This is a genomic window from Rhodococcus sp. 3258, from assembly GCF_031456475.1.
GTDB lineage: Bacteria > Actinomycetota > Actinomycetes > Mycobacteriales > Mycobacteriaceae > Rhodococcoides > Rhodococcoides fascians.
In genome coordinates, this window is the sequence record NZ_JAVDUT010000003.1 from 79,968 (window position 1) to 91,063 (window position 11,096).

An 11,096-nucleotide genomic window follows, 5' to 3' on the forward strand; every position below is an offset into this window, starting at 1 on the left:
TTACCGAGACACTGCCGAGAGGGCATCGGGCAGTGTGAAACGCCCGGCGTACAAGGCTTTTCCGACGATGGATCCCTCCACGCCACGGTCGACCAGTCCGGCGATCGCTTCGAGGTCGGCGATCGTCGACACGCCGCCGGACGCGATGACCGGCTTGTCGGTCCTGTCGCACACGTCGGCGAGAAGTTCGAGGTTCGGGCCGGTCAGGGTGCCGTCCTTGGTGACGTCGGTGACGACGTACCGCGAGCAGCCGTCGCGTTCGAGCCGCTCGAGTACCTCCCACAGGCCACCGCCGTCGCTGACCCAACCGCGGCCACGCAGACGAGGCGCGCCGTCCACCATCAGCACGTCGAGGCCGACCGCGACACGATCGCCGAATTCGCCGATCGCACGAGCGCACCACTCGGGGTCTTCCAGAGCCGCCGTACCCAGGTTGACGCGTGCGCATCCGGTTGCGAGGGCGGCACGCAGGGAATCGTCGTCGCGAATTCCGCCCGAGAGCTCGACCTTCACATCGAGCTCACCGACGACCGAGGCCAACAGTTCACGGTTGGACCCGCGCCCGAACGCGGCATCGAGATCCACCAGATGGACCCACTCGGCGCCGTCGTTCTGCCACGCCAGGGCGGCATCACGGGGCGAACCGTACTTCGTTTCGCTACCGGCTTCCCCTTGAACGAGACGGACAGCTTCGCCGCCTGCGACATCGACAGCAGGCAATAAGACCAGGCTCACGTGCGGTTATGCTACGGGCCGACTCGCGTCGAATTCAAAACGGGTCAGCACTGCCTGGATCCGCAGGCCGCCGGGACGGCCCGTCAGCTGTCGGGACCGAGTTCCTTGCGCGTCATGCGCGTGGACACGACCCCCATGGCCGTGATCGCCCCGACAACTCCGGCCAACGCGATGAGCAGAGCAACGCCGGCGGTGGGCTGCCACACAGCGATCGACACGGTCGCGAGGGCGAGTACCGCAACTGCCGCCCCGAGCGCTCGAAACGCCAACCGGCCGAGCGAGAACTCGCGTTCGCTCACACCGATCGAACCCAGTTCTCGAGCAACGCGGCACCGGCGTCGCCGGACTTCTCCGGGTGAAACTGTGTGGCCGAGAGCGCGCCGTTCTCCACGGCAGCGAGGAAGCGGCCACCGTGATCGGCCCACGTGAGCAACGGGGCGGCGATGGTCTCGCTCGGTTCGAGCTCCCACTGCTGCGCGGCGTAGGAATGGACGAAATAGAACCGTGTCTCGCGGTCGATGCCGTCGAACAGCACGCTGTTCTCCGGAGCCTCGACGGTGTTCCAACCCATGTGCGGAAGCACTTCGGCCTGCAGGCGTTCGACAGTGCCCGGCCATTCGCCGCACCCGTCCGCCTCGACGCCGAACTCGACACCGCGATCGAAGAGGATCTGCATGCCGACGCAAATTCCCAGTACCGGGCGGCCACCCGCGAGACGACGCCCGATGATGCGCTCACCTCGAACGGCCGTCAGACCCTCCATACAGGCGGCGAATGCACCGACCCCGGGAACCACCAGCGCTTCTGCATTCAGGGCTTCGTCGAAGTCGGAGGTCACCGTCACGTCGGCACCGACGCGGGCCAACGCCCTTTTCGCCGAGTGCAGATTGCCCGAGCCGTAGTCGAGCAACACCACAGAAGTCATGGAACGAGTCTATCGGGGACGTGGACGCGCGATCAGTGCCACCGCCGCGACAACGGCAACGGTGGCTGCACCTGCAGTGAACCCGGCGGTGTAGCCCACACTCGTCGCGATCACACCGAGGGCGAGCGCCCCTGCGCCGGTACCGGCATCGAAGCTGATGTTCCACACGGCACTGGCGCTGCTGTACCGCGCGGGCCCCGCCGCGTCGAAGGCCATCACCAGACTGTCGTTCTGGCATGCGCCGTAACCGATTCCGAACAACACCGCGGCGACGAAGAACAGTGCGGCAGGCATGTCACCTGCGGCGGCAACGGCGAACAAACCGACGCCCAGGGCCGCGGAGATGAGCGCAGGCACCACCGACCGGCCGATTCCGATGCGATCGGCAACCGAACCGGCGGCATATCGACCGACCAGCATCGCGGCACTGACCACGGCGAGGGCCACGCCGATCATCGCGGCTCGCTCGGAGTCGGCGATCGGCAGCAGACTGGTGATGCCGCCGTACGACGCCGACACCGACGCAACGACGAGGCACGGCACCAGGAACCGCCGGGCGTCGAGGCGGACCCGGTCGACCCGAGCCGGTTGCGGTGCGGGCCGGGTCGGCGGCAACAGAGCCACCCCGATCAACCCCGCAGCGGGAACCAGAGCCCCCAGTACGAACACTGCCGTCGGACTGACGGCGAAGATCACCAGGCCCAGCGGCAACGTCACCATCTGCGACAACGCGACCGCGATCCCCTGTGCTCCCGTCGCGCGGCCGAGCAAGTGGGTCGGTGCCAACTCGGCGACGATGGCGGCCCCGGCGACCGTCAACATTCCGAAACCCGTGCCCCGCAGCGCCGATACGGCCAGTGCCGGTACAGCCTGCACCGACAAGATGAACAGCAACGCGGGAACACCCAGAAGCAGGCAGCCGGCCGCAAGCACGGGCCGATGGCCGACGCGAACCAACATCGCGGGTACGAACAGTTGGGTGATGACCGTGGTGGCCATGAAGATCGCGGTGCTGGCTGCCGCCACCGCATCGGACGAACCCGATTGCGACACCGCCAGCGGAACCACCGGGAGCAACAGGCCCCAGCCGCCGAACGCGGCCGCACCCATGGCCATCGCGGCCGGGAGGCCACGAATCGAACTCAGACCACTCAACGCACGAGCACCGCTCGACCGATCACAGACTGCCCTTGGTGGAGAGAATTCCGGTGACCCGAGGGTCGTATTCGGTGGCCTGACGCAGCGCCCGAGCGACGGCCTTGAACTCCGCCTCGGTGATGTGGTGCTGGTCGCGGCCGTAGATGACGCGGACATGCAACGCGATCCGAGCGTTGGACGCCAAGGTCTCGAACACATGCTTGTTGATCACGGTGGAGTAAGGAACACCCGGGTAGCCGCCGATCACCGAGTGCACCATGTAGTCCGGCTCGCCGGTGTGCACGCAGTAGGGACGGCCGGACACGTCGACCGCCGCATGCACGAGTGTCTCGTCCATCGGAATGAACGAGTCGCCGAAGCGGGTGATGCCGGACTTGTCGCCGAGGGCTTGGCCCAACGCTTGCCCGAGCACGATCGCAGTGTCCTCGACCGTGTGATGCGCCTCGATCTCGATGTCGCCCTTGGCCCGCACAGTGAGATCGAAGCGGGCATGGGTGCCGAGGGCAGTGAGCATGTGGTCGTAGAACGGCACGCCGGTGGAGATGTCGACGATGCCGGTGCCGTCGAGGTTCAGCTCGACGGAGATGTCGGATTCCTTGGTGGTGCGCTCGATCTTGGCGATACGGGGAGCGGGTGTGGTCACTGCAGTGCCTCTGCTCTTTCGGTCGATGCGAGTTCCGAGCTGACGGTGAGGAATCGGTCGTTCTCGTGGGCGAGTCCGATGGTGACACGCAGATACCCGGGAATACCGACGTCGCGAATGAGGACGCCGTCGTCGAGATATCGCTGCCACGTCCGGGCGGCATCGGCGAATCGGCCGAAGAGCAGGAAGTTGGCGTCGGACGGGATCACGTCGTATCCCTGGTCGGCGAGTGTTTCGGCAACACGATCGCGTTCGGCCGACAGTTCGGCCACGCTCGCGAGGGTGTCGTCGGCATGCCGCAACGCGGCCCGAGCGGCGGCTTGTGTGACCACCGAGAGGTGATAGGGCAAGCGCACCAACAGCATTGCGTCGATCACGGCCGGGGCCGCAACGAGGTATCCCAGCCGTCCGCCGGCGAACGCGAACGCCTTGCTCATGGTCCGACTGACGACGATCTTGCTGGGGTAGCTCTCGATCAATCCGATTGCGCTTGCCGCCGAGGAGAATTCGGCGTACGCCTCGTCGACCACGACGATTCCCGGTGCGGCGTCGAGGATTCGACGTAGATCTGCCTCGTCGATACTGTGCCCGGTCGGATTGTTGGGGCTGGTCACGAACACGACGTCCGGCTTACGCTCCTCGATCGCCTGCACGGCGTAGTCGACGTCGAGAGAGAAATCCGCCCGACGCTGCGCCGGAATCCACTCGGTCTGAGTCCCCGACGAAATGATCGGGTGCATCGAGTACGACGGCACGAAACCCAGCGCGGTACGGTCCGGCCCACCGAAGGCCTGGAGGAGTTGCTGCAGAATCTCGTTGGAGCCGTTGGCCGCCCACACGTTGGCAGTGTCGACCGCAAAGCCGGTTTGCCCGGTGAGATAACGCGCCAGGTCGGCTCGCAAGTCGTCTGCGTCGCGATCCGGATACCGGTGTAGCTGCGCCGCGGCGATGCGCACCGATTCGGCAACGTCGTCGATCAGTGCCTGCGTCGGCGGGTGTGGATTCTCGTTGGTGTTCAACTGAACCGGCACGGTGAGCTGCGGCGCGCCGTACGGCGACTTGCCGATCAGCACCTCGCGCAACGGCAGATCGTCGAGCGAAATTGATTGCCCCAGAGCATCACTCATGATGTACCACCGGTACGCAACCCCTCGAAACGCAGCCGAACGGCCTCACCGTGAGCCGGGAGATCTTCGGCGTTGGCCAGCGCAATGACGTGCGCAGCAACATCTTTCAGTGCGGCCTCGCTGTAGTCCACCACGTGGATCCCCCGCAGGAACGTCTGCACACTCAGGCCGGACGAATGCCGAGCGCACCCGGCCGTCGGCAGTACGTGATTCGACCCGGCGCAGTAATCACCCAAGCTGACCGGTGACCACGCCCCCACGAATACAGCGCCGGCGCTGCGCACGCGAGCGGCGACGTCGGACGCGTCCTTCGTCTGAATCTCCAGGTGTTCGGCCGCGTAGGCGTTGACCACGGCCAGGCCCTGTGTGACGTCGTCGACCAGAACGATTCCGGACTGGCTGCCGCTCAGCGCCGTGGTGACGCGTTCCGCGTGCCGGGTGGACGCCATCTGCGCATTGACAGCTTCGTCGACGGCATCGGCGAGCTCGAGGCTGTCGGTCACCAGCACACTCGCGGCCATCACGTCGTGCTCGGCTTGACTGATCAGGTCTGCTGCGACGTGCAGCGGATCCGCGGTGCCGTCGGCGAGAATCGCGATCTCGGTAGGGCCTGCCTCGGAGTCGATTCCGATGAGCGAACGACACAGTCGCTTGGCCGCCGTGACGTAGATGTTGCCCGGGCCGGTGATCAGATCGACCGGTGCCAGTTCTTCGCCGTCGGTGTCGACACCGCCGTACGTCAGCAGGGCGATGCCCTGACCGCCGCCGACGGCCCAGACCTCGTCGACTCCGAGGAGCTGCGCGGCCGCCAGGATCGTCGGGTGGGGTAATCCACCGAAGTTCTTCTGCGGCGGCGACGCCACCACCAGCGAACCGACGCCAGCGATCTGCGCAGGCACCACGTTCATCACGACCGACGACGGGTACACAGCGTTGCCACCGGGCACGTAGAGACCCACGCGATCGACCGGAATCCAGCGCTCGGTCACCGTGCCGCCGGGCACCACCTGGGTGGTGTGGTCGGTGCGACGTTGATCCGAGTGCACCAGTCGGGTTCGCTCGATCGCGACCTCGAGGGCGGCCCGGACGGCCGGGTCCAGCTCGTCGAGAGCTCGAACCAATTCCTGCTGCGGAACCCGAACGCGGTCCGGTCGGACTCCGTCGAACTTCTCGCTGAACTCGAGGGCCGCGTCGGCCCCACGGTCCTTGACTGCGTCGACGACGGGACGAACCTGATGCAGCACCGAATCGACATCCACTCCGCCTCGGGGAAGAGCGCCGCGTAGTTCGGCAGTGGATGGAGTTCGTCCGCGTAGATCGACGCGGGCGAGCTCGATGCGGGCAGGCATAGTGGGCCCCTTCGTGGAGTCGGTTCGGTGCCGGGGTTCGGTCGAATCAGTGTTGTCCGAACCACCAGGATAGTTCCACCGAATTCGGCTCAGCCCCGCACGTCCCACAGATGGTGGATGGGATCGTGAATGTAGTAGGCCGCCAGAGTTTCGACGGTGAAGTGGGAACCGTCGCTGCGTCGCCCTCTGCGATCACGGTCTTCCGGCGGCACAGCCGAGAAGGCGTCGGCCAATGCATGTGCCGCTTCCCCGAGTTCCGACGCCACCGTCGCCGGATTCTGTGCGTTGTAGTTCTCGGCCACGGCCGTGGCGTCCTGGTCCCAGTTGTCGAACTCGGGGTCGTCCTCGGTCAGCACCAGCGCCAACCGAGTGCGGAATATGCGGTGTGCATCCCGAACATGTGCGCTGTATTCGAGCGCCGACCATGTCGAATCGTCGGGACGCACTGCCGCGTCCTCGCGACGGAGCACTGCGATCCACCGATCCACGTCAGCGCGGATCAACGCGGGTACGGCGTCGTATTCGACGGAGCTCGAGTCGAACCCGCAGTCGGGGCAGGCACTGTCGAGGACCCACGTCCAGTTCTTGGTATCGGGTTCGATCGGCATGCGGGTCACTGTAGAGCAGGGCCCGTACCGCCACGGGCTGTCCGAGAGGTCAGGCGTAACGAGCAGCCAGATTGTGCAGTGTGCTCGTGATGCCCTGCGCATTCTTCTGCGGCATCTTGAACAACTCGAGCATTTTCGGAACCTTGGCGGTGCCGTAGACGAAGCTCTCGGTGACAGTGGTCAGGCCCGGCTGCTTCTCCTCGAATTCCCAGCGCCAGCTGTGGCCCATCGGGTGCTGCCACTCGATGATCTTGTGTCGATCCGCATCCACGAATTCGGTCACGGTGCTGGTGATCTTGTACGGCACGCCGTACTGCTTCATGCCGACGGAGAATTTCGCGCCGCTGCTCAGCCTCTCGGGTCCACGGACGGTGTCCTTGACTGTGCCGGATCCGTCCAGCTCGCCGTGCCGGGTGGGATCGGCCACGATGTCGAACAGTTCGGCTGCCGGTGCCCGAACCTCGGTCTGTCTCGTGACCTGCTGGGGACCGCTGTCGATGGTTCTGATGTCTGCCATCTGCAGCGTCTACCCCGCAATGACCGTATCGACACCCGGCCACCGCGCAGAATGCGAATTGACGGGCGTAGTTCAATGAACACATGTCCTGGTCAGTGTGGCTCGCCTTCCTCGGCGCGAGCATCGTCATCAGTCTGTCTCCCGGAGCCGGAGCCATCGCGTCGATGTCCACAGGTCTGCGCTACGGCCTGCGCCGCGGCTACTGGAACATCTTCGGGCTGCAGATCGGCCTGCTGGTCCAGATCGCCATCGTCGCAGTCGGACTCGGTGCTGTCCTGGCCAATTCGGCCCTGGCCTTCACCGCGATCAAGTGGTTCGGTGTCGCCTATCTGGTCTACCTCGGCATTCGCCAGTGGCGGTCGGCTCCGTCCGAAGTAGCGGACGCCCCCGCGGTGGCGGATCGAGGCACGACGATGCTCGCGCGAGGATTTCTCGTCAACGCGAGCAACCCGAAAGCCGTCGTGTTCATGGTCGCTGTGCTGCCCCAGTTTCTCGACCCAGCGCGGCCGCTGATCACCCAGTATCTCGCCATCGCGGCGACCATGGTCGTCGTCGACATGCTGGTGATGACCGGTTACACCTCTCTGGCATCGCGAGTCCTCCGCATGATGCGGTCCCACCGTCAGCAGAAGACCATGAACCGCACGTTCGCCGGCCTGTTCTTTGCCGCCGCAACATTTCTGGCCACGGTACGAAGGGTGACCCCATGAGGAAATACCGCGTGATCATGAAGAATGCGCTCGGCGGAGATCCGATTCCGTTGGGGCTGTTCGACACTCTGCTCGAAGCCAACACCTGGATTCAGGACGTGGGTAAGCGGGACGAGCACGAACTCGGCACGTACACAGTCGAAGTGGAGGTCGACGAGTGAGTACACGGTGTCCGTGTTCGAGCGGCGACACGTTCGATGCGTGTTGCGAGCCGTACCTGACGGGCCCCGTCGATGCACCGACGGCGGAGAAGCTGATGCGCTCGCGCTTCACCGCGTTTGCCGTCGGCGACGTCGCCTACCTGCGGACGTCCTGGCATCCCGACACCGCTCCGGCTGAGCTGGAGTTGGACCCCGACCAACGGTGGTATCGGCTCGACGTCCTCGCTGCCGACGCAGGCGGACTTTTCGACGAGACCGGCACCGTGCAGTTCGAGGCACGGTACAAGCATCCCGACGGTGCCGGCACGATGTCGGAGATCAGCCGTTTCGTCCGGGTCGACGGCCGGTGGCGCTACCTCGACGGAGTCGTCGCTCCCTAGAGGTTGCGTAGTTTCGTGGGCCGATTGCCCGCGGTGCGACGCGCTTCCTGCTTCTCCTTGATGCGCTCGGCATTCTTGCGAACCTGGATCTGAGTCCGACGCTCGCGTACCAGCCACTGCGGTGGGCTGGCGATCAGTTCCTCGATCTCCACACTGGTCAACGCTTCGGTGACTCCGCCGCGTGCCAATCCGGCGATGGACACGTCGAGCTTCTTCGCGATCACGTCGCGGGGGAAGGGTCCGTCGGTCTGCAAGTCGGTCAGCCACTGCGGCGGATCGCTGCGCAGGGCGTCCAGGTCGGATCTGCTGATCATCGAGTTCTGGAACTCTTCCGGCGCTGCGGGTAGATAGATGCCGAGCTTGTTCGCCGCGGTCAATGGCTTCATGGTCTGCTGTTTGTTCTCCGGGCTCACCGGACCAGCTTATCCGGCAATCGGCGGTCCCGACGCCACCGTCCCGCGCTTCGTGCACCGTCCCATAGGCTCGACTCCGTGAACATCGATGTGCAGACACTGCGCTGGTATGCGGCAGTGGCGCAACAACTGCATTTCGCCCGCGCTGCTCAGTCGCTCGGAATCTCCCGAATCCGCCTCAGCAAGACCGTGGTGGAACTCGAAGAGTTGCTCGGCGTCGACCTGTTCGTGCCGGGTGCCTCCCCCACCGAACTCACCGCCGACGGACGCGATCTGCTCGAACGCGCGTTGGTCGAGATCGCCGAGGACGATCGGCGTTCGGAGGTTGCACAGGTTGCTGCCGGCGAGCCGCGCAGTTTCACCATCGGATACGCCGAGGGCGTAACACTGACCAAGTGGACGCGAATCTGGGCCGATCGGTTTCCCGATGTCGCCTTGTCCGTCGTGGCCACGACTCCGGACACGCAGGTGTCTCATCTGCGTGATGGAACGGTCGACGTCGGCTTCGTCAGGCCGCCGATCGATCGTGAAGGTCTGAACGCCATCGGGCTGTACCAGGAAGTCCAGGTCGTGGTGGTGCCCAAAGACCATGCGGTCGCAGCATTCGACTCGGTCACAGCTCTCGACCTCGCCGACGAACACTTGCTCGCCGATCCGACCACGGTGCCCGAATGGGCCGCTGTTGCAACAGAACTGAGCACCGGCGATCGTCCCGCACTGCCACCGATGACCAGCACAGCGGAGACTTTCGAGTACGTGGCCGCTGGGCTGGGCGTGGCGATCGTCCCGCACTCGGTTGCGCGATTCAACGCTCGCAAAGATCTCGTGTACCGCCCGGTCACCGACGTCGAGCAGACACAGATCGCACTGGCCTGGGTGGCGGAGCGGGAAGACGACCGCATCGAAGAATTCATCGGCATCGTGCGGGGCCGGTCCACGCGAAGTTCACGCGGATCGTCCGACGACGCGCCCGTCAAGAAGAAGAAGGCGCAGCCCTCCAAACCGGCTCGACCGGTCGTCAAGACCAAAACGAACGCACGCCGCAGCGGGAAGAGACGCTAGCCGGGCATCGCCCTCGCTCACGACTACGAGGAGCGCAGCCGTAGCCGATCGATGTCCCGTCGATCCCGCTTGGTCGGACGGCCCGTTCCGCGGTCGCGTCGGGGAACCGACGCCAGAACCTCTTTCGGTGGCGGCGGCGGACTGCGATCGATCATGCACTCGGCTACCACCGACGCGCCGACGCGTTTGGTGATGGCCCGAACGACGACGACGATCTTCTCCACACCCTCCACGCGCAGCCGGATCTCGTCGTCCGGCCCGACGCGTTGGCCGGGCTTTGCGGGGGTGCCGTTGACGCGGACATGCCCACCGCGACAGGCTGCGGCCGCGGCAGACCGCGTCTTGAACAGTCGCACCGCCCAGATCCAGCTGTCCAGACGGGCACTCTGCAATTCCATCTTCGAACGTCTTCCTCGAATCGTGAGGCTCGGCTACATGTCCAGGCCGAGGTCGAGCACTGTCACCGAGTGTGTCAGACCGCCCACCGCCAGGAAGTCGACCCCCGTACGCGCGTAATCCCGAGCCACGTCGACGGTCAGTCCACCCGAGGATTCCAACTTGGTGTCCGGCGCGAACTTGTCGCGGCGCTGCACTGCCATCTGCGTCTGCCACAGCGCGAAGTTGTCCAGCAGAACGAGTTCGACGTTCTCGGCGAGCACCTCGTCCAGTTGTTCGAGACTGTCGACCTCTACCTCGCAGGCGATGTTCGGCGCAGCGGCACGCACGGCTCGCAGGGCAGCGACGACGGAGCCGGCCGCCGCGACGTGGTTGTCCTTGATCAGCGCGGCGTCACCGAGACCCATACGATGGTTGACCCCGCCGCCCGCCCGTACCGCGTACTTCTGCAGCGATCGCAGTCCGGGCAACGTCTTTCGACTGTCTCGAATGCGACACTCGGTCTCTGCGACCTCGGCGACCCAGCCGGCCGTGGCGGTTGCGATACCCGACAGGTGACAGACGATATTGAGCATGGTGCGCTCGGCGGTGAGCAAGCCACGGGTGGGAGCATCGACCGTCAGAACAGCCTGTCCGGGTTCGACATTCGATCCGTCGGCAGTCCTGTGGCGGATCGAGTACGCGCCCGAACCGATCACCTCGTCGAGAACCAGCAGTCCGACATCGAGGCCCGCGAGGGTGCCGAACTGTCGAGACACCACCGACGCCGTGGCCACGGCGCCCTCGGGAACCGTTGCCATGGTGGTGATATCCGGCCCGTACCGGAGATCCTCGTCGAGCGCGGTGCGGATGAGTGCGAGAACCTCGTCGCGGTCGACTCCCGGGTTCACTTCGTCGGCAGTACCGGTCATG

The 11,096-nt window shown here is 65.4% G+C and carries 16 protein-coding genes; 4 read left to right on the top strand and 12 right to left on the bottom strand.

What is annotated here, in order from left to right:
- The 9 genes from priA to J2X62_RS11250 all read right to left on the bottom strand — a co-directional run bounded on the left by priA (position 1) and on the right by J2X62_RS11250 (position 7,062).
- Entirely contained in the window at positions 1-735 is a 735-nt protein-coding gene (priA, locus tag J2X62_RS11210; protein WP_032370327.1) for a bifunctional 1-(5-phosphoribosyl)-5-((5-phosphoribosylamino)methylideneamino)imidazole-4-carboxamide isomerase/phosphoribosylanthranilate isomerase PriA, read from the bottom strand.
- An 83-nt stretch (positions 736-818) separates the two neighbouring features.
- Positions 819-1,034 carry a hypothetical protein gene (locus J2X62_RS11215; protein WP_027497289.1) on the bottom strand — a complete coding sequence of 72 codons (216 nt, stop codon included), beginning with the start codon at positions 1,032-1,034 and terminating at the stop codon, positions 819-821.
- The gene (gene hisH / locus J2X62_RS11220; RefSeq protein ID WP_032368073.1) at positions 1,031-1,660 is read right to left on the bottom strand and encodes an imidazole glycerol phosphate synthase subunit HisH; all 630 of its coding nucleotides are present in this window, start codon (positions 1,658-1,660) and stop codon (positions 1,031-1,033) included. Before hisH ends, J2X62_RS11215 begins: the two co-directional genes overlap by 4 nt.
- 9 nt (positions 1,661-1,669) lie before the next feature.
- On the bottom strand, positions 1,670-2,776 hold the full coding sequence (locus J2X62_RS11225; RefSeq protein ID WP_310181250.1) for an MFS transporter: 1,107 nt from the start codon (positions 2,774-2,776) through the stop codon (positions 1,670-1,672).
- Positions 2,777-2,837: 61 nt separating this feature from the next.
- Entirely contained in the window at positions 2,838-3,461 is a 624-nt protein-coding gene (gene hisB, locus J2X62_RS11230; protein WP_027497292.1) for an imidazoleglycerol-phosphate dehydratase HisB, read from the bottom strand.
- Positions 3,458-4,588, bottom strand: a complete 1,131-nt coding sequence (locus J2X62_RS11235; RefSeq protein ID WP_310180539.1) for a histidinol-phosphate transaminase — start codon at positions 4,586-4,588, stop codon at positions 3,458-3,460. The genes hisB and J2X62_RS11235 overlap by 4 nt, the downstream gene beginning before the upstream one ends.
- On the bottom strand, positions 4,585-5,937 hold the full coding sequence (gene hisD / locus J2X62_RS11240; protein ID WP_032374524.1) for a histidinol dehydrogenase: 1,353 nt from the start codon (positions 5,935-5,937) through the stop codon (positions 4,585-4,587). The genes J2X62_RS11235 and hisD overlap by 4 nt, the downstream gene beginning before the upstream one ends.
- An 89-nt stretch (positions 5,938-6,026) precedes the next feature.
- Positions 6,027-6,545 carry a DinB family protein gene (locus J2X62_RS11245; protein WP_027497295.1) on the bottom strand — a complete coding sequence of 173 codons (519 nt, stop codon included), beginning with the start codon at positions 6,543-6,545 and terminating at the stop codon, positions 6,027-6,029.
- Between the two features lie 49 nt (positions 6,546-6,594).
- The gene (locus J2X62_RS11250) at positions 6,595-7,062 is read right to left on the bottom strand and encodes an SRPBCC family protein (protein WP_027497296.1); all 468 of its coding nucleotides are present in this window, start codon (positions 7,060-7,062) and stop codon (positions 6,595-6,597) included.
- Between the two features lie 83 nt (positions 7,063-7,145).
- Between J2X62_RS11250 and rhtB the strand changes: the two genes are divergently transcribed.
- The 3 genes from rhtB to J2X62_RS11265 are packed head-to-tail and all read left to right on the top strand — an operon-like array spanning position 7,146 to position 8,313.
- Positions 7,146-7,772, top strand: coding sequence for a homoserine/homoserine lactone efflux protein (rhtB, locus tag J2X62_RS11255; protein ID WP_310180542.1), 627 nt, complete (start codon positions 7,146-7,148; stop codon positions 7,770-7,772).
- Positions 7,769-7,933, top strand: a complete 165-nt coding sequence (locus tag J2X62_RS11260; protein WP_169879459.1) for a hypothetical protein — start codon at positions 7,769-7,771, stop codon at positions 7,931-7,933. The genes rhtB and J2X62_RS11260 overlap by 4 nt, the downstream gene beginning before the upstream one ends.
- The gene (locus J2X62_RS11265) at positions 7,930-8,313 is read left to right on the top strand and encodes a YchJ family protein (protein WP_032370323.1); all 384 of its coding nucleotides are present in this window, start codon (positions 7,930-7,932) and stop codon (positions 8,311-8,313) included. Before J2X62_RS11260 ends, J2X62_RS11265 begins: the two co-directional genes overlap by 4 nt.
- Here the strand turns inward: J2X62_RS11265 and J2X62_RS11270 are convergent.
- Entirely contained in the window at positions 8,310-8,726 is a 417-nt protein-coding gene (locus J2X62_RS11270) for a DUF5997 family protein (protein WP_081371363.1), read from the bottom strand. The genes J2X62_RS11265 and J2X62_RS11270 overlap by 4 nt on opposite strands.
- A gap of 78 nt (positions 8,727-8,804) precedes the next feature.
- Between J2X62_RS11270 and J2X62_RS11275 the strand changes: the two genes are divergently transcribed.
- Positions 8,805-9,788 (top strand): LysR family transcriptional regulator, encoded by a 984-nt coding sequence (locus tag J2X62_RS11275; RefSeq protein ID WP_032370322.1) that lies wholly within the window; start codon positions 8,805-8,807, stop codon positions 9,786-9,788.
- A gap of 23 nt (positions 9,789-9,811) precedes the next feature.
- Here the strand turns inward: J2X62_RS11275 and J2X62_RS11280 are convergent, their stop codons facing one another.
- Together J2X62_RS11280 and nadC are read right to left on the bottom strand one after the other, a co-directional pair.
- Positions 9,812-10,186 (bottom strand): RNA-binding S4 domain-containing protein, encoded by a 375-nt coding sequence (locus J2X62_RS11280; RefSeq protein ID WP_310180545.1) that lies wholly within the window; start codon positions 10,184-10,186, stop codon positions 9,812-9,814.
- 33 nt (positions 10,187-10,219) lie between these two features.
- Positions 10,220-11,095 (bottom strand): carboxylating nicotinate-nucleotide diphosphorylase, encoded by an 876-nt coding sequence (gene nadC / locus J2X62_RS11285; RefSeq protein ID WP_032406689.1) that lies wholly within the window; start codon positions 11,093-11,095, stop codon positions 10,220-10,222.
- Position 11,096: the final 1 nt, after the last annotated feature.

Bases quoted from the DNA above. Each gene is read 5' to 3' on its own strand.
- nadC (WP_032406689.1), bottom strand. From the start codon at position 11,095: ATGACCGGTACTGCCGACGAAGTGAACCCGGGAGTCGACCGCGACGAG.
- J2X62_RS11260 (WP_169879459.1), top strand. From the start codon at position 7,769: ATGAGGAAATACCGCGTGATCATGAAGAATGCGCTCGGCGGAGATCCG.
- J2X62_RS11225 (WP_310181250.1), bottom strand. From the start codon at position 2,776: ATGGCCATGGGTGCGGCCGCGTTCGGCGGCTGGGGCCTGTTGCTCCCG.
- hisH (WP_032368073.1), bottom strand. From the start codon at position 1,660: ATGACTTCTGTGGTGTTGCTCGACTACGGCTCGGGCAATCTGCACTCG.
- J2X62_RS11235 (WP_310180539.1), bottom strand. From the start codon at position 4,588: ATGAGTGATGCTCTGGGGCAATCAATTTCGCTCGACGATCTGCCGTTG.
- J2X62_RS11245 (WP_027497295.1), bottom strand. From the start codon at position 6,545: ATGCCGATCGAACCCGATACCAAGAACTGGACGTGGGTCCTCGACAGT.
- rhtB (WP_310180542.1), top strand. From the start codon at position 7,146: ATGTCCTGGTCAGTGTGGCTCGCCTTCCTCGGCGCGAGCATCGTCATC.
- hisD (WP_032374524.1), bottom strand. From the start codon at position 5,937: ATGCCTGCCCGCATCGAGCTCGCCCGCGTCGATCTACGCGGACGAACT.
- J2X62_RS11280 (WP_310180545.1), bottom strand. From the start codon at position 10,186: ATGGAATTGCAGAGTGCCCGTCTGGACAGCTGGATCTGGGCGGTGCGA.
- J2X62_RS11250 (WP_027497296.1), bottom strand. From the start codon at position 7,062: ATGGCAGACATCAGAACCATCGACAGCGGTCCCCAGCAGGTCACGAGA.